16 protein-coding genes are annotated in these 17128 nt (G+C 68.5%); 5 read left to right on the plus strand and 11 right to left on the minus strand.

Annotation, left to right across the window (positions count from 1 at the left end; all coding sequences use genetic code 11):
- Nucleotides 1–9: 9 nt before the first annotated feature.
- From ACQP1K_RS25330 to ACQP1K_RS25380, 11 genes are all read right to left on the minus strand, one after another.
- Nucleotides 10–816 (minus strand): GNAT family N-acetyltransferase, encoded by an 807-nt coding sequence (locus tag ACQP1K_RS25330; RefSeq protein ID WP_433498191.1) that lies wholly within the window; start codon nucleotides 814–816, stop codon nucleotides 10–12.
- Nucleotides 817–869: 53 nt separating this feature from the next.
- On the minus strand, nucleotides 870–1730 hold the full coding sequence (locus ACQP1K_RS25335; RefSeq protein WP_433498192.1) for a carbohydrate ABC transporter permease: 861 nt from the start codon (nucleotides 1728–1730) through the stop codon (nucleotides 870–872).
- The gene (locus ACQP1K_RS25340) at nucleotides 1727–2653 is read right to left on the minus strand and encodes a carbohydrate ABC transporter permease (protein WP_433501643.1); all 927 of its coding nucleotides are present in this window, start codon (nucleotides 2651–2653) and stop codon (nucleotides 1727–1729) included. Before ACQP1K_RS25340 ends, ACQP1K_RS25335 begins: the two co-directional genes overlap by 4 nt.
- Nucleotides 2654–2666: 13 nt before the next feature.
- Nucleotides 2667–3953, minus strand: coding sequence for an extracellular solute-binding protein (locus tag ACQP1K_RS25345; protein WP_433498193.1), 1287 nt, complete (start codon nucleotides 3951–3953; stop codon nucleotides 2667–2669).
- Between the two features lie 252 nt (nucleotides 3954–4205).
- Nucleotides 4206–4793 carry a GTP-binding protein gene (locus tag ACQP1K_RS25350; RefSeq protein WP_433498194.1) on the minus strand — a complete coding sequence of 196 codons (588 nt, stop codon included), beginning with the start codon at nucleotides 4791–4793 and terminating at the stop codon, nucleotides 4206–4208.
- Nucleotides 4774–5166 carry a DUF742 domain-containing protein gene (locus tag ACQP1K_RS25355; RefSeq protein WP_433498195.1) on the minus strand — a complete coding sequence of 131 codons (393 nt, stop codon included), beginning with the start codon at nucleotides 5164–5166 and terminating at the stop codon, nucleotides 4774–4776. Before ACQP1K_RS25355 ends, ACQP1K_RS25350 begins: the two co-directional genes overlap by 20 nt.
- Complete coding sequence (locus tag ACQP1K_RS25360) at nucleotides 5163–5582, minus strand: roadblock/LC7 domain-containing protein (RefSeq protein ID WP_433498196.1); 420 nt, start codon at nucleotides 5580–5582, stop codon at nucleotides 5163–5165. Before ACQP1K_RS25360 ends, ACQP1K_RS25355 begins: the two co-directional genes overlap by 4 nt.
- Nucleotides 5579–7852: a sensor histidine kinase gene (locus ACQP1K_RS25365; RefSeq protein ID WP_433498197.1), complete on the minus strand. Its 2274-nt coding sequence runs from the start codon at nucleotides 7850–7852 to the stop codon at nucleotides 5579–5581. The genes ACQP1K_RS25360 and ACQP1K_RS25365 overlap by 4 nt, the downstream gene beginning before the upstream one ends.
- 249 nt (nucleotides 7853–8101) lie before the next feature.
- Nucleotides 8102–9667, minus strand: coding sequence for a prenyltransferase/squalene oxidase repeat-containing protein (locus tag ACQP1K_RS25370; RefSeq protein ID WP_433498198.1), 1566 nt, complete (start codon nucleotides 9665–9667; stop codon nucleotides 8102–8104).
- 11 nt (nucleotides 9668–9678) lie between these two features.
- Nucleotides 9679–10578, minus strand: coding sequence for a terpene synthase family protein (locus ACQP1K_RS25375; RefSeq protein ID WP_433498199.1), 900 nt, complete (start codon nucleotides 10576–10578; stop codon nucleotides 9679–9681).
- A complete protein-coding gene (locus ACQP1K_RS25380) occupies nucleotides 10575–11843 on the minus strand; it encodes a cytochrome P450 (RefSeq protein ID WP_433498200.1) in 1269 nt (422 codons plus the stop codon). Before ACQP1K_RS25380 ends, ACQP1K_RS25375 begins: the two co-directional genes overlap by 4 nt.
- 1037 nt (nucleotides 11844–12880) lie before the next feature.
- Here ACQP1K_RS25380 and ACQP1K_RS25385 point away from each other — a divergent pair.
- The 5 genes from ACQP1K_RS25385 to ACQP1K_RS25405 all read left to right on the plus strand — a co-directional run bounded on the left by ACQP1K_RS25385 (nucleotide 12881) and on the right by ACQP1K_RS25405 (nucleotide 17089).
- Nucleotides 12881–13987: a cellulose binding domain-containing protein gene (locus ACQP1K_RS25385; RefSeq protein ID WP_433498201.1), complete on the plus strand. Its 1107-nt coding sequence runs from the start codon at nucleotides 12881–12883 to the stop codon at nucleotides 13985–13987.
- 18 nt (nucleotides 13988–14005) lie between these two features.
- Entirely contained in the window at nucleotides 14006–14254 is a 249-nt protein-coding gene (locus ACQP1K_RS25390; protein ID WP_433498202.1) for an EF-hand domain-containing protein, read from the plus strand.
- A gap of 257 nt (nucleotides 14255–14511) precedes the next feature.
- Nucleotides 14512–15261 carry an IclR family transcriptional regulator gene (locus ACQP1K_RS25395; protein ID WP_433498203.1) on the plus strand — a complete coding sequence of 250 codons (750 nt, stop codon included), beginning with the start codon at nucleotides 14512–14514 and terminating at the stop codon, nucleotides 15259–15261.
- 175 nt (nucleotides 15262–15436) lie between these two features.
- Complete coding sequence (locus tag ACQP1K_RS25400) at nucleotides 15437–16609, plus strand: homogentisate 1,2-dioxygenase (protein ID WP_433498204.1); 1173 nt, start codon at nucleotides 15437–15439, stop codon at nucleotides 16607–16609.
- 108 nt (nucleotides 16610–16717) lie between these two features.
- Nucleotides 16718–17089 carry an Ig-like domain-containing protein gene (locus ACQP1K_RS25405; protein WP_433498205.1) on the plus strand — a complete coding sequence of 124 codons (372 nt, stop codon included), beginning with the start codon at nucleotides 16718–16720 and terminating at the stop codon, nucleotides 17087–17089.
- Nucleotides 17090–17128 lie beyond the last annotated feature (39 nt).

The following is a 17128-nucleotide window of genomic DNA, read 5'->3' on the forward strand; positions in this document are numbered from 1 at the left end:
ATCGTGTCTCTAACCGAGATCGGGGTGCGGGAGGTATCGGTCCAGCCGGACGAGCCCCTCCGCGCTGGTCATGACGGTGTCCATGGCGGTGATCCGCCATCCGGCGTCGAGCAGCATGGGCAGGAGCGGATGGATGCCCGGCACCGCCACCTGGATCAGCTTCGCACCGGGATGCGCGGCTATCGTCTGCAAGATCACTTCCACACCGTCCTGCGGCGTCTCACCCCCCGCCGGTCCGATCACCAGGGTTTCGCCGACCATCCGGGTGAACGCGTATCCTCCGTCGCTGCGGCGTACCCCGGCTCCCGGTAGTCCGGCATACCAGGTGAGGCAGTCCGTACGGTCTCCACCGGAGACCGCGGCGTCCATGGCCGCCGCCTCCCGCGCACCGACCTCCGCCGCCGCTGGCGGCCCGCCCTCGAACGGGCCTTCAAGGTAGAGCAACGGACAGCGCGGCCGCATGCCGTGCCGTATGTACAGCGCGAGGGCGCTCGCATTGCCGGCGGCGAACGTGATCTGGGGGACGTCCCGGAGCAGCAGCCGGGCGAGGATCAGCCGGCCGATGCCCGCCGACTGGTGATCGGGAAGGACGAACAGGTCGCCGAGGTGCGTCAGCGAATCTCGGCGCAGCGTCCCGCCGAAGCCCACGATCCGGCCGCCGGCCTCGGCCACGAGCAGTGTTCCGTACGCCCGCTCCGCGTCCAGGAAGTCCGGCGTTTCGGGCCACTTGGTCAGAAGCTCGAAATATGCTCCGATGTCGCCGCGTACGCTCGGCATGTCCGCGTCCTCTGCGACGCGGATGATCGCAGCCGTCATGGCCACCCCCCGCGCTGATGGGACAATCCTCCCATACAGCACGGAGCGTGGCTTCAGCCCTTCATGGCACCGGCGGTGAGTCCTCCGACGAGCTGGCGCTCGGCCACGGCGTAGAAGGCGAACGCCGGCACCATCGCCATCGTGACGTAGGCGAGCACGCGCGCGTAGTCGGAGGCGTACTGACCACTGAACTGCTGGACGCCCAGCGGGATCGTGAACCAGCCCGGATCGTTGAACACGACCAGCGGCAGCATGAAGTTGTTCCAGCTGAAGACGACGGTCAGCACGGAGACCGTGGCGAGCGCCGGCTTGGCCATCGGCAGCAGGATCCGCCAGAAGAATCCGAACGCGGTGCACCCGTCCAGGGTCGCGGCCTCCTCGATCTCACCCGGGATGGCCCGGAAGAAACCACGGAGGATGATGATCGTCATCGGCAGCTGGAACGCCGCCTGGGGCAGGATCACGCCGAGCGGGTTGTCCAGCAGCCCGAAGATGCGCAGCAGGACGAACAGGGGAAGGATCGCCACCGCGAACGGGAACATCAGCCCGGTGACGAACAGGGTGAACATCGCCTCCCGGCCGCGGAAGGCGAACCGGGCGAACACGAAGGACGCCATCGCGGAGAAGAGGACCACGATGATCGTCGTCACCAGCGCGATGAACGTGCTGTTCCAGAGCTGGGTCCAGAACTCGGCCGACCCGAGGACCCCCGTGTAGTTCTCCGGCACCCAGGGGTCGGGCAGCCCGAAGGCGTTGGTGGAGAGCTGGTCGGTGCTCTTGAATCCGCCGAGCACTCCGTAGATCAGCGGGATGATGATGAGCGCGGCGAGCAACAGCACGAGCACCTGCAGGAGGGCACTGCGTATCGGGCCGCGGTTCACCGGCGCGGCAGTGGAACGCCTGTGGACGTTCATCGCTGGTCTCGCAGCACTGTGGTCGCTCCTTCAAGGTCGCGGCGCATGACGTATCTCTGGTAGAGGAGCGCGAAGACGAGGCTGATCAGGAACATGATCACGCTGATCGCGCTGGCGTAGCCGACCTGGAACCGCTTGAAGCCGAACTGGAACAACGTGACGGCCATGGTCTCGGAGGAGTGGACCGGCCCACCCTCGGTGAGGATCCACACCAGGTCGAAGAGCTGGATCGCGCCGATGACGGACAGGAACACGCTGATGCGAATCGTCGGCCCGAGCAGCGGCAGCGTGACATGGCGGAACACCTCCCAGGAGGTCGCGCCGTCGATCTGGGCGGCCTCGGTCAGCTCCCGTGGAATGCCCTGCCGCCCCGCGATGTAGATGATCATATGGAAGCCGAAGTACTTCCACGTCATCACCAGGAACAGCGAGAACAGCACGATCTTCTGGTCGGCGAACCACTCCACGCCGGGAATGCCGAAGAATCCCAGGAGCTGGTTGGCCAGGCCGTCGTCACCGGGCTGCATGATCAGGCCGAACAGTACGGCCGTGATCGCCTCCGACACGATGTACGGCGCGAAGAACACCAGCCGGTAGACGGCCCGCCCCGGTATGCGCTGGTTGAGCAGCAGCGCGATGCCCAGTGCCATCGGGAGCTGGATCAGCAGCGACAGGCCGATGATGACGAGGCCGTGCCACAGGTCGCCGATGAACACCTCGTCCGAGAAGGCCTTGGTGAAGTTGTCGAGCCCGACGAAGTCGGTCGGCGCGCCGCCCAGGCCGTTCCACTTGAACAGGCTGGTGTACATGGCGACCAGGATCGGCGCCAGCACCAGCAGGCCGAACAGCACCAGGGCGGGGAGCAGGAACAGGACAATCGTGGTAATCCCCCGGAGCCGTTCCCGGCTCCGGGGTCTTGTCATCTTCACGCGGCAGCTACTCCGACTTCGCCGTCTCCGTGATGGCCTGCGCCACCTCTTCCGGCGTCTTCGTCCCGGCGATCAGCTCGGCCACACTGTCGTTGACCTGCTGACCCACGGCCGGGGGATACGCCTGGTCGAGGTAGAGCTGGAACCCGGTGGCCGTCGCGAGGGTCTGGGCGACCACGGCCAGGTTCGGGTCCTTGACCTCGTCCTCCTCGCCCTTCAGCACCGGAAGCACGCCACCCGACGCGACCGCCTTGCGGTGCTCGGCGCTGTCGGACAGGAACTTGAGGAACTCGACCGCTTCCGCGGGCGCCTCGGCGCCGACGGCGTAGCCGCCGCCACCGCCGAAGGCCTCGGTGATCGCGCCCTTGCCGCCCTCGACGGTCGGGAAGGGGAAGAACCCGAGGTCCTCGCCGATGCCCTTACCCGCCGACGACTGAACGGACGGGGCCCACTGGCCCATCAGCTCCATGGCGGCCTTCCCGTTGCCCATGGTCGCCGCCTGGCCGTCGGGAGTGTCGTACGCCGCGCCCAGGAAGCCCTTCTGGAACGGGTCGAGGTCGGCCAGCTCCTTCACCTTCTCACCGGCGGCGATGAAGTCGGGCCCGGTGAAGTTGTTGTCGACGCCTGCCTGCTTGAGCGCGTCCAGGCCGCCGATCCGCATGGCGAGGTAGGCCCAGTAGTAGTGGCCCGGCCACTTGGCCTTGCCCGCGAGCGAGATCGGGGTGATGCCCGCCGCCTTCAGCTTCTTGACGGCGTCGATGAACTCCGACCAGGTCTGCGGCGGCGCGGCGATGCCGGCCTTGCTGAACAGCGCCTTGTTGTACCAGAAGCCCACCATCCCGATGTCGTGCGGGATGGCGTAGGTCTTGCCGTCGATCTGGTAAGCCGCGAGCGCGGCGGGGGTGAACTGTCCGATCCAGGAGGCCGTGTCCGCGGTGAGATCCTTCACCAGCCCGGCGTCGGCCTGCTGCTTGAGCACGCCACCGCCCCAGCTCTGGAAGACGTCCGGAGCCTTGCCCGACTGAATGGTCGTGGTCAACTTGGGCTTGAACGCGTCGTTCTCGATAGCGACGTTCTTGATCTTGATGTTCGGGTGCTTGGCCTCGAAGTCCTTGATGGCCTGAGCACCGTATGACTTCAGCGGCTCGCTGGTCCAGATGTTCCAGAACTCGACGGTCACCTGGCCGCCGGCTTCGCTCTTGCTATCGGCGGCGTCGTCCCCCGTACTGCCGCAGCCCCCCAAGATTAACGCTGACGCCGCGAGCAGCGCCACGCCTCGTCGACTCAACTTCACGGTGGTTCCCTCCTGGATTCCGAAACTTTCGGCGCATGTCCGATAGTTTCTGCGATGTGGCAGACGTTACAGTGGGTGCACCGCCATATCAACGGCTGTTGTGCAGCTGTTACTCGTCTCGCTTCAGGAGGACTGCGGAACCGGTCAGCGAAGGGGACACATAACACAAAGGGCCCATGCCGGTACAAGAATGGCATGGGCCCTTCTGCTTTGTCCGCCAGTCGGGCAGTTGATCTCCGCTCCGCCGGGCGATCACCTCACGGTGGCCATGGGGCGCTTGCCGTACGCGTGCTTGACCAGGGTGATCAGGACCTCCTTGCCCGACTCACGCTTACGCGCGTCGCACAGAAGGACCGGAATGTCCTCGCCCAAGTTGAGCGCCAGCTTCACCTCGGCGAGTTCGAACACCGGGGCGCCCTCGAAACAGTTGACCGCCACTATGAAGGGGGTGCCGCGCCGCTCGAAGTAGTCCACGGAGGGGAAGCAGTCCGCCAGGCGCCGCGTGTCCGCCAGCACCACCGCCCCGAGCGCTCCGCGGGCGAGCTCGTCCCACACGAACCAGAACCGCTCCTGGCCGGGGGTGCCGAACAGATACAGCATGAACTCGTCACCGATGCTGATCCGGCCGAAGTCCATCGCCACGGTGGTGGTCGCCTTGGTCTCCACACCGGACAGGTCGTCGATGCCCACGCTGCGGTCGGTGAGGGTCTCCTCGGTCCGCAACGGCCGGATCTCGGAGACCGCGCCCACCATCGTGGTCTTGCCCACTCCGAAGCCCCCGGCGATCAGCAGTTTGATCGCCTTGGGCATCTTGGGCTGGTCAGAGCGCCCGAAGGCCATCGAGCACCGCCTTGTACATTCTCTCGTCCAGCACGTCCATCTCCGGCTGCGGTTGTTGCACGGCGACGAATCCCCGGTCGAACAGGTCACCGAGGAGGACTCGGACAATCCCGGCCGGCAGGTCCATGTGCGCCGCGATCTCCGCTACCGACAGCGGTCTGCGGCACAGCCGTACGATCGTCTGATGTTCGGGATCGAGGCCGACCTCGCGCCCGGTCGTGGGTTTGACCGTCACGGCGAGCGAGATCAGGTCGAATCGGTCCTGCGCCTCGGTCCGGCCGCGTGCGATGACGTACGGCCGGATGGTGGGAGCGTCGAGAAGCCGGTCGTCGTCCGGGCTCCAGCCATCCGGGCCCCATTCGTATCCGCTCATCCATGCCCCTCTCTCGTCACCGTTCTGGCCGGTGAGGTGAGGTACTGCCCCACCCTGGTGACGAGCATGGCCATCTCATAGGCCACCAGGCCGACGTCCGCGTCGCCGCTGCACAGCACGGCGAGGCAGGCGCCCTGACCGGCCACGGTCACGAGCAGATAGGCCGATTTCATCTCGACGATGGTCTGCCTGACCGTGCCGCCGTTGAACCGCTCGCCGACCCCCCGGGCCAGGCTCTGCAGCCCGGAGGCCACGGCGGACAGATGCTCGGCGTCCTCAAGGCGCAGGCCGCGCGAGGCGGCCAGCAGCAGACCGTCCCTGGACAGGACGATGCCGTGCTCGGCCTCCCGGACCCGATCGACCAGATCATCGAGCAACCACGCCAAGTCGGCGGACGCGCCCGTCTTCTGCGTCACTGGTCGTCCTTCCCTTCATGCCCTTCATCCAGCAGCTTCGCCGCCTCGGATCTGCCCTTCCTGGTGCCCGACTGGAACGAGCCCATGATCTTTCTGATGTCCTCCGGCGAACGTTCTTCATCGTCCTCGCCGTTGAGCACCGACTGCGGCCCGGCGACCAGTTCCGGCGCGAGGCTCGCCTGCGGCACCCGGAACGGCAGGCCGGAGGGGGTGAACGAGGCCGGAGACGCGGGCCTCGGCACATCGGTACCGACCGGCTCACTCGGCTGCGGTTCGGTCCGCGGTGGTTCTGGGACGCTCGTCGGTACGGAAACCACCTCCTGAACTGGTGCTGCGAACACCTCGGGCGCGCCGACGAGTGCCGTCTCACGGGCGCCCCCCGGCTGGAGGGGCCTGCGCCCGTGTTCCGTCGCTCCGCCGGACAGGTCGTCCCTGCCCTCGGTGACCAGGTCGTGCGGCAGCAGCACGACCGCCGTCGTGCCGCCGTACGGCGAGGCCTTGAGCGCGACCCGGATGCCGTGCCGTTCGGCCAGCCTGCTCACCACGTAGAGGCCGAGCCGCGCGGTGCTCGACAGGTTGAACTCCGGCGGGTTGGCGATCCGCTCGTTCGCCGCCGCCAGGTCTTCGGCGCTCATCCCCAGGCCGCGGTCCTCGATCTCGATCGCGTAGCCGCTGGCCACGGTCTGGCCGCCGATCTGCACCGTGGTGTACGGCGGGGAGAACGACACCGCGTTCTCGATCAGCTCGGCGAGCAGGTGGATCACGTCGCCGACGGCCCGGCCGGACAGCGCGGTCTCCCCCATCGGGAGCACGGTGACACGCGTGTAGTCCTCGACCTCGGCGAGGGCGCCGCGTACGACGTCGACCATCGGCACCGACCTGCGCCAGGCCCGCGCGGGCGACGCGCCGGCCAAGACGATGAGGTTCTCGGCGTTGCGGCGCATCCGGGTGGCGAGGTGGTCGATCCGGAACAGGTCCTTCAGCTCGGACGGCTCGGACTCACGCCGCTCCATCACGTCGAGCAGGGTGAGCTGGCGGTGGACCAGCGACTGCGTACGCCGGGCGAGGCTGAGCAGAATGTCGCGGATGCTCTGCCGGAGCTGGGCCTCGTCGACCGCTGTCCTGATCGCGGTCTCCTGGACCGCGTTGAAGGCCGTGCCCACCTGGCCGATCACGTCGTCGCCGAACTTCAGCGGCGGCGCCTCCGCGGCGACGTCGACCTTCTCTCCCTGGGCGAGCCGGGCGACCACGCTGGGCAGCCGCTCGTTGGCGAGTTCCATGGCGGCGGTGCGCAGCTTCTCGAGCTGCCTGACCAGGGCTCGGGCCGTGGTGATGGACAGGATGATGGACGCGATGACCGCGACCAGGCCGAGAAGACCCGCGAGCACCAGCCGGACGATGACGCCGATGGCGACCGGCGTCGAGCGCTCGACCAGCCGCTCACCGGCCTCGCGCACCACGTTGTGCAACTCGGTGAGGGCGCGCGCCGTGGTGTTCTGCCACTGCTCCGCGGTGACGGGCGGGATCACACCGGGCCGGCCCTGCCGGGAGACCAGGTCTTCCAGGCTGTGCAGCCGCTCCAGTGCCTGGCTTTCGCGGAGTTGCCGGTAGGCCGTCGGATCCTCGTTCTCCAGATCCGTCAGCACGCGGTCCATGTTGTAACGGTGCGCGCCCACGATCTGGGTGAACCGCACGGCCTCGGTTCCGCTGAACCGCCGGGCCGCGACGGCGCCCGCCAGCAACGCGTCCTCGCGCGAGATGAGCTCCCGGGTCCAGTTCAGCGAGATCAGGGTACGGGTGTCCCGCGCGATCGCGTCGTCGTCCAGGGTGGCGAGTGACTCGTACGTCCGATACAGCGAGTCGATCAGATTGTTGAAGGCGGCGACGGCCGTGACCCGATCACGGCGCCCGGCGTCGATCTCCTTCCGGCCGGTGCCGAGTTCGTCCAGCCGACGGAACGTCTCGGCGATCCGCTCCTTCAGCACGTCGTCCGCGGCGAACTCGACCCTGTCGGTGCTCGCGAGCTCGCGGAACCTCGTGGCCGCTTCGTCGGTGCGGGTCCGCTGGTCGGTGATCTGGCTCTTTCCGACCACTCCGGAGTCCGCCAGACGGATCATGGTGAGCCGGCGTTCCTGCTGGAGCTGCAGCAGCAGCGACTCACTTGGCTGGGCGACGTTCGTGTTGTATACCGAAACCCACGCCAGGTTCAGGCCGTCCCGCAGAGTGACCCACGCCGCGAAGGCCCAGAGGGCTGCGAGCGACACGAGCATCGCAGTGACTTTCGTCCGTACGCGCGAATTCCGGAAGCGCATAGACAGTTCCATTCAGCGGAAGGTTGAGAAGTTCAAAACAGCGCGTTCACCTGGGCCAACCTGCATCCAGGTCAACCCTGAATGTTCCGTCCACTGCCGAAAACACGCCACAACTGGAACACCCTAGCAAGGGCCCGAAAAGCGCTCAACCCAATCAGACAAAGGGGGAAATGTCCGAATCAAAGGTTATTACTGACCCGGGCGATCCTACTTGACTAGACGTCTCACAACAAGTGGATCCGACTGCGCAAGGTGCAGTGCGGCGAGAACCGCCGCCCTCACCACTGCCACCGGAAGGTAGAGGTCCTTGTCGTGCCAGAGCGGTGGGCCGTCGACGGTGTCCGCCGCGGCGCTGAGGAGATATCCGTACCCCCGGGCCGCGGCCTCCTCGACCCGCTCTCCGGTCCCGGCCAGCAGGAGAACCTGCATCGCGTAGGCGGTCTCCTCCGCCGTCCCCGCCCACCGTCCCCACGACCCGTCGTCACGCTGGGTCTCCAGCACCCAGCGCACGGCCTTGCGCACCGCCGGTTCAGCGGCCGTCCCGCCGAATTCGGCGAGCGCGAGCGCGCAGGAGACGGTCGCATAGTACGGCGAGGCGTGCCAGCGGTCGTCCCAGCTCCCGTCGGCCCGCTGCCGACCGGCCAGCCAGGCCGACAGGCGGCCGATGACGGGGGCGTACCGTGCCCCCGCGTTGGGCCGGACCGTCGCATACTGCCCGAAGGCGTCAAGCACATGGGCGTTCACGCTGACCGAGGACCCGTCCTCACCCTGCCAGGTGCAAAAGTGCGTCGGTGTCTCGAAGGCCCACAGGCTCTCCGGCTCGTACGGCATGCCGTGCAGGGCCAACGCGTACAGGGCCACGGAGGTGGTGTCGGCGTCCGCGGGCAGCCCCGACCCGGCGGGCGTGCCCGCCGGACCGATCGCGGCCCGGAGGTCGGCCAGCATCTCCGGCGGCACGTCGAAGGGGATCCGGGCGCGGGCCAGCCAGCTCAGCACCCAGCCGCGCTCGAACACGGTGATCGGCAGGCCGACCGGAACCGGACCGCCGTGCCGCAGCGCCACCGCCTCGAGATAACGGCGGGCGGCGGGGCCGGCGCCCGCGTCGGCGGTCACGCCGTCACCGAGCCAGGCCGCCGTCGCGGCCGGCGAGGCGCCGACCGTGCCGATGGGCGTCGGGCTCGCCATGCGGGCTCCCGCGGCCGAGTCGCCCGCGATTTCGAAGGCGTGCAGAAGCTTCTCCGGCAGCGCCGAGCCGGACTCCACCCGCCGCCTGATCAGCGTGATCGGGGTTTCACTCATTCCCTTGGGCAGCCGGAGGGGTTCGACGCCCGAGTCCGGCATGGCGGCCAGATGCGCGTTGATGCGGACGACGAGGTCCGGAACGATCAGCTCGATGGCGGGCATGTCGGGCAGGCGGACCGCCGCCTCGAGGAGCAGGCCCGCCAGCGCCCGCACACCGCGCAGCGCCGAGTGCCGCAGGGCTGCGGGGTCGGCGCCGTTGCCGCCGCGGGCGCAGGCCGACAGGATCGCCTCCGTGGCGCTGACCGTCGGCACGAGCGCGTAGCCGTCCGGCGCTCCCCACGACCCGTCCGGCCGCTGCGTCGCGAGCAGATACGCCACCCGGGCCTGATGGCCGATCAGCCAGGGGGCGAGGGACACGAGCCGGCCGGTCTCGTAAACCGACGGCGAGACCTGCCCCCAGGGCCGGGCCATCAGGTCCCGCATCAACTCGTCGGCACCGGCCGTCACATCGACGGCCGCACTCGAGATCACGCCGCCACTGCTCACAGCTTGCCCCAATAGTCGGTGATGCCATAGAAACCCATGCTGTAGCCGATCTGTCGCTCCAGATACGCCACTTCGAGAGGGCAGTCGTCACGCAGCGGCTCCAGAAGCCCGCGGCAGCCGTCGACCAGGTCGCCGATCCGCTCGATGATCTCGGCTCGGCCGGTGCCCAACATCTGCGCGTTGAGGTCTCCCCAGGTGACGTCGCGCTCGTACGTCGCCAGATCGTTCAGGAGACGCAGCACTCGCTGGACCTCGTCGCTCGCGCTCCTGAGCACGTCGAGCCGATCCAGGGCCGCCCGATCGCCGCCGACGATCCAACAGGAGACGTTGACGAGAGAAGAGCCAAAGTTGTCCGCATTATCCAGATATTCGGTCAATGTCGGCAGAGGCGATCCGTCTCGGGCCGCCGTCTTCCAGTCCCATTCGCGGAGCATGGCCGCCAGCATCAGCTCCAACTCGGCGGCCCAGACCTCGCCCTTCTCCGCGAAAGCGGGCGCCTCGGCCAACTCGTCCCGGATGTCGGCCAGGAAACACCCCAGCGGGAAATCGGATTCACGCCGGCCGTCCGCCACCACACGCAAGCAGCGGTCCACGACGGACTCCACCTCCTGACGGGACTTCGCGACATAGTCCAGCAGCCAGTCGACCGCGAAGATCCACAGTGCCGTGCGGTTGGCGATCCGCAGTCGATCGGCCGTCGCCCACGGAGCCCCGAACGCGTTCGCCAGCGCGACGGCGTTGAACAGCGCCGCGTCGAACGGGCTGTCGGGGAACAACTCCGGGTAGGCGGCGGCGCACTCGCGCAGATCTCGCTGCGACTGCGCGGCCACCGCGGCGGCCGTACCGCACAGCCGGGCCGCGTCGACCTCGTCCACCCTCTTGGCCGCCGTCGTCATGCCGCGCCCTCCCGGCCGGCCTCCCGGGCCGGGCGTAAGACGATCTCGACGTGCTGGCGGGGTCTCAGCGAGGCGCCCATCCGCGGTGTGGCCACCTCGGGGCTGCACGCCACCTGGCGATAACGGCTGAGGATCCCCGCGATGATGAGGTGTGCCTCCATCGTGAAGACGTACATGCCGATGCACTGGTGCGGTCCCCCGCCGAACGGGAAGTACGCGTACCGGTGCCGTCCCTGCGAGCGGCTCGGCGAGAAGCGGTCGGGGTCGAACTCGTCCGGCCGATCCCAGAGCGCCGGGAGCCGATGGGTGATGTACGGGCTGATGAGGACCGTCCTGCCCCGCCTGAGCCGCACTCCGCCGACGTTCTCCTCCGCCACCACCATCCGGGGGAACAGCCAGCCCACCGGGAACAGGCGCAACACCTCCTGGACGACCTGTTTCGTGTACGGCAGGCTCGCCAGATGCTCGGGCCGGACGCGCTCGCCTCCCACGACGCGGTCGATCTCCTCCCGCAGCCGCGCGGCCACGTCCCGGTGGGAGTGGAGCAGCGGCCAGAGCCACGTGAGGGCGCCCGCCGTGGTCTCCGTGGCGGTGGCGAGCATGGCGACGAGGTTGTCCCGCACCCACACCGGGTCGTCGTGGCCGCCCGCCCGGCACAGGACGGAGACGATGTCGTCGCCGTCGCCCGGCCGGTCGCGATACCTCTCCACGAGTGGGACGACGATGTCGTCGATCGTCCGCAGAGCGCCGTGGAACGCCCTGTCCCCGGGAACCGGCACCGATCCCGGCAGGAAGGGCAGGAGGTAGCGGAAGACGACGGACGTCCCGACCGCGTTGAAGGCCGGGGCCAGCCGCTCGGTGTCCGCCATGGAGATCTTGTCGCCGAAGAAGATCTTGACGACGGCCGTGTTCACGATCCGGGCCATCTCGGCGGGGACGTCGATCGGCCGCCCGCTCCCGACCGGCTCGGCCAGCCCGTCGATGCCGTCGGCGATCGCGTCCGCCATGCGCTGCGCGAGCGACTCGACGTTCTTGGCGGTGAAGACCGGCTGAAGGACCTTGCGGCTCCGCTCCCACGGCGGGCCGTCGGACATGATGCTGTGACCGAACAGTCGGTGCAGCGGCCGCCAGAAGACGCCCTCCCGGGTGTAGTTCGCCGCGTTGCCCCGCAGGATGTGCTGTAGGTGATCGGGTCGGGTCACCAGATAGGGCCGGAAGGGGCCCAGGTTGATCTGGACGATCTCGCCGTCCGCTCGCCGCCCCATCTGCAGCAACGCGCCGACCGGGTCTCGTAGTAGCGATGGAAGGACTCGGCTCAGGGGAAAAGCCCTGCAGTCTCCCGCTGTCCGCACGACGGCATCAGTCGACATCCAGAGTCGCTCCCAACTCGTTGATCACACCGTTGGGGAGTATCACACGATCCGCCCCGATTGATCAATATTCCAATGAAGTGACACTTTTGTCGCGATCAGGGCGACATGTGGGGAAGCGGCGACCTTTGCACTACTTCACCCCCCTCACCCCCGTGATCTTGCGAATGCTCGCAGCCCACCCCCCTGAGCTGCGCAGCTCCATCTCGTGATCTTGCAGTTTCTCGCAGGCAACCCGCCTGACCTGCACTTAAGTGTTGGCTGATCTTGCAGTGCGAAGTGCAAGATCACGAACGTCGTTTTCGCTGCTCGGCGGGTATACCTGCGAGAAACTGCAAGATCACCAACGCGAAGTGCCTGCTCCCGGCCCCGGCTGCGAGAATTCGCAAGATCACGGCCATGGGGGGGAGGCTCGCCGACCACGTGGACTATCTGGCGGTCTCGCCAAGAGTTCGACGCCCGAGAACGCCGCCACGTTGAAGCGGATCGTGCGCGGCCTCCTCGGCGCCCTGAGCTGAGCGGGCAGGGGGCCGCGACACGGCCGGGAACGGGCCCCGGCATGCGAAAAAGGGCCGAGCCGCGATGGCCCGGCCCTTCTCCGACGTCTGGACTACGCGGGGTGGCTGGTGATCATCAGTGCCAGGGCGACAAGGACGACGACGGGGATCAGCCACACCACGACCTCGCCGAGGAACTCCTTGTACATGGCGACCGCATCCTCCACTAGACGTGCATAGGTGCCCTGAGCATATTCGGTCGTACGACCTGGTGGAACAGCGGTGCCCGAATCGGCCCTCGGTCCCCCGCGACAAGAGGTCGGCCGCAGATGAACCGTACATACGTTTCCGCATGTCATGCGGCTCGTCCACAGTCGTCTCTGGGCATCCGGGCCGTACGGATCTAGCATCGCGCCGTCCTAGGAGGGGAGCGCGATGTCCAAGACGAAAGCCGTGCTGGCGGCCCTGACGGTGCTGCTCGGCATGCTGGTGGTCGCCGGCCCGGCCAGAGCGGCCGCCGCCGTACGGATCATGCCACTGGGTGACTCGATCACCGGTTCGCCCGGCTGCTGGCGGGCCCTGCTGTGGAACACGTTGCAGAACAACGGCTACACATCGATCGACATGGTGGGCACGCTTCCCCCGCAGGGCTGCTCGGTGCCGTACGACGGAGACAACGAGGGGCACGGCGGCGCGCTCGTCACGAACGTCGCCGACCAGAACCAGCTCCCCGGCTGGCTGTCGGCGACCCACCCGGACATCGTGCTGATGCACTTCGGCACCAACGACGTGTGGAGCAACCGGCCCACCGCGACCATCCTCGCGGCGTACGGCAAGCTCGTGGACCAGATGCGGGCGAGCAACCCGAACATGAAGATCCTCGTAGCCAAGATCATCCCGATGAACCCGAGCACCTGCCCGGAGTGCGGCGCCCGGGCCGTCGCGCTGAACGACGCGATCCCCGGCTGGGCGACGTCGAAGACCACCGCCGCCTCGCCGATCGTGGTGGTCGACCAGTGGACCGGCTTCAGCACGAGCACCGACACCTACGACGGCGTGCATCCGAACGCGAGCGGCGACCAGAAGATGGCGGACAGGTGGTATCCGGCACTGGCCGCGCTGCTGTCCGGCGTCACCCCAAGCCCGACCCCCACACCGACACCCACGCCCACTCCCACACCGACACCCACGCCCACCCCGACGCCCACTCCCACACCGACCCCGACACCCACCGGTCCTGGTGGCTGCACGGCCACCTACAAGATCACTAACCAGTGGGCGGGCGGTTTCCAGGGCGAGGTCACGGTGAAGAACACGGGCGCCGCCTCGATCGACGGGTGGACCGTCTCCTGGGCGTTCGCCGACGGCCAGCAGGTGACGCAGCTGTGGAACGGCACACTCAGCCAGAGCGGCGCCAACGTGACCGTGAAGAACGTCGAGTGGAACGGCGGCCTCGCCTCCGGCGCCGAGGCGACCTTCGGCTTCCTCGGCTCCTGGAACGGCACGAACTCAACGCCCGCGCCCACATGCGCGGGAGGCTGAACGACCGAGGATTACGGCATGATTGACCGGCCAGGTTCGCCGATCGATCCCGTGGAGGACGGCATGAGCGAGTACGCCGCCACTTTCGAACTCATTGACGCCGACAAGGATGGGCGGATCTCCGCCGACGAGTTGGTCCGCCTCATGGCGGTGCTCGGTGATCCTCTCACGATCAGTGGGGCGCACGGGGCGATCGCCAAGGTCGACTCCGACGGCGACGGGCTGATCGACGTCGACGAGTTCGGCGCCTGGCTGCGCGGCCGTTGACATCGGGAGGCCCGGACCGCCGGTCCGGGCCGAAGATGCCGGCCGCGGTGACCGTGCGACTCCCGGGTCCGGCCGACGCGATCGCGTCCAGGACGGCCGCCGGCCGCTGATGTCCACCGCCCGCGATCCCGTGGACCCTCGCGCTGTCCTCTGGGGACGGCCTCGGCGAAACTCACATGTCACATGGCCCGCGCCGCACGTAGGCCACGTGCGGCGCGGGTTCGTGGGTCTCCGGGTGGGGCGGGATAATCGACAGCATGATGGCGGCCGAGTCGGCGCAGACGCTGGAACGGGGATTACGGCTGTTGCGGGTGCTCGCGGAGGGCCACCGTGGGCGTACGCCCACGGAGCTGGCCGGTGAGCTCGGCCTCAGCCGTCCGGTCGTCTATCGGCTGCTCACCACTCTGCAGGCCGAGGGCTTCGCCAGAAGGGACGCCGGCGGGCGGGTCCACCTCGGTTTCGGCGTTCTCGGGCTGGCCCAGGCCGTACAGCCCCTGCTGCGTGCGACGGCGCTCCCGGTGCTGCGCACGCTCGCCGAGCGGGCCGGGGCGACGGCGCATCTGATGATCGCCGAAGGCGACGAGGGGCTGGCCGTGGCGGTGGTAGAGCCGTCGTGGACCGACATGCATGTCGCCTACCGCGAGGGATCACGGCACCCGCTCACCCGCGGCGCGGCGGGGCTGGCGCTGCTCGCGCTGCGGTCCGGCCGCTCCGGTGCTGACGGCGCGGGCGAAGGCGCGGGCGACAGCGCGGGCGAAGCCTCGAACAGAGGGGTGAACGACGGCGGCGATCCGCCGCTGCGCACGAGCCATGGTCAGCTTCAGGAGGGCGCGACGGGCATCGCCGTGCCCGTCACGGGGCTCTCGTGGCTGGAGGCGTCGGTCGGCGTGGTCAGCTTCGCCGACCTCGACGTGAGGACGGTGGGCCCGCTCGTGCTCACCGCCGCCGAAGATCTCACCGCGGCCCTCGCGCAGCCGAAGCCCTCGGCCACCCGGCCCGGCCGGTGACCGGCTCACGCCGCAGCGCCCGAACATCCGCACGTAGGTCACGGCCGGGGTGACGGACCCGGCGACCGGAACCGCGCCCCCTGTGTTTGACATCCATGGCCCATTGACGGATCGTCGTACGTATAGAGGACGCTAGTGTCCGATAAGCGGACATTCTCTGCCATGGGGGGTAGCCGTGCCGTACTATCGCAGTGTCGGCGAGGTGCCGCGCAAACGCCACGTGCAGTTCCGCAGACCCGACGGCGGGCTCTATCACGAGGAGCTGATGGGCGAGGAGGGCTTCTCCTCCGACTCCTCGCTCCTCTATCACCGCCACGCACCGACGGCGATCGTGAAGGCCGAGGCCGTCGACGGGGGCGGCGCCGGGCTCACGCCCAACCTCCCGCTCTCGCCGCGCCATTTCCGCACCCGCGACCTCTCGCCGACCGGCGATCTGGTCTCCGGGCGCCTGCTGCTGGCCGGCAACGCCGACGTCCGCATCTCGTACGCCGCCACGGACGCGCCGAGCGAGCTCTACCGCGACTCGATGGGCGACGAGTGCGTGTACATCACGAGCGGACGGGCGCGCTTCGAGTCGACGTACGGCGCGATGGACGTGGGCGAGGGCGACTACGTCGTGGTACCGACCGGGACGATCCACCGCTGGGTGCCGCGGGGTCCGGTGGCCGCGCTGGTCATCGAGGCGGCCGGGCACATCAGGCCGCCCAGGCGCTACCTGTCGCAGTACGGACAGTTCCTGGAGCACGCCCCCTACTGCGAGCGCGACCTGCGCGTACCGGCAGAGCCGCTGCTGGTCGACGGCGAGGAGGTGCCGGTCCTGGTCCGCACGAGGGGCGGGCTGACCCGGCTCACCTACGCCCACCACCCGTTCGACGTGGTCGGCTGGGACGGCTGTCTGTACCCGTACGCCTTCAACATCCACGACTTCGAACCGATCGTGAAGCGGACACACGCGCCGCCGCCGGTCCACCAGACGTTCGAGGGTCCGAACTTCGTCATCTGCTCGTTCTGCCCCCGGCCGCTCGACTTCCATCCCGAGGCCGTGCCGATCCCGTACAACCACCACAACGTGGACTCCGACGAGTTGATGTTCTATGTGGGCGGCGACTACACGGCGCGGAAGGGGTCGGGCATCGACGTCGGCTCGATCTCGCTGCACCCGGCGGGCTTCACACACGGCCCGCAGCCGGGCGCGGTGGAGGCGGCCGTCGAGGCCGTACGGCAGGGCATGACGACCACCACGGAGCTCGCGGTCATGATCGACACGTTCCGCCCGCTCGACCTCGGCCCGGCCGCCCTGGCCTGCGAGGATCCGGCCTATGCCTGGACGTGGAACGCCCGTACCTGAGCACGGCGCCGCCGGGCGCGTGATCCGACCGGAGGTCGCGACCTTACGTGTCCATGTCATCACTTTCCGCTACTCTTGGGTTTCCCCGAGTAGCGGAGGCAGGAACACATGCGCCGGATCGCCGCCTGGGCTCCCCCGGCCCTTCTCCTCCTCGCGGTCATCGGGGGCTGCGCCGTACGCGTCCCGCCCGCACCCCGCATCACGATGACGCCCTCGCCAGGCATCTTCACCACCCAGCCCGGCGGGCGCATCGTGGTGCGGGCCGAGGGCGGCCGGCTGTCGAGCGTGGTGGCGTTCGCCGGACGTGACCTGGTGCCCGGGGGCTTCGATCCCTCGCACACCGTCTGGCGCTCCGCCCGTCCGCTGCGTCCCGTCACGGAGTACGCGGTGATCGCCGTGGCGGCCGGTGCCCAGGGTGTCACGTCTCGACTCGCGCACCACTTCCGAACGATTACCCCGTACAGAACTGGACAGGGATAACTTAAAGGGGAACTCCGCCCCACCGGACTTCGTTATTGC

Source organism: Sphaerimonospora sp. CA-214678, from assembly GCF_050942215.1.
Taxonomy (GTDB): Bacteria; Actinomycetota; Actinomycetes; order Streptosporangiales; family Streptosporangiaceae; genus Sphaerimonospora.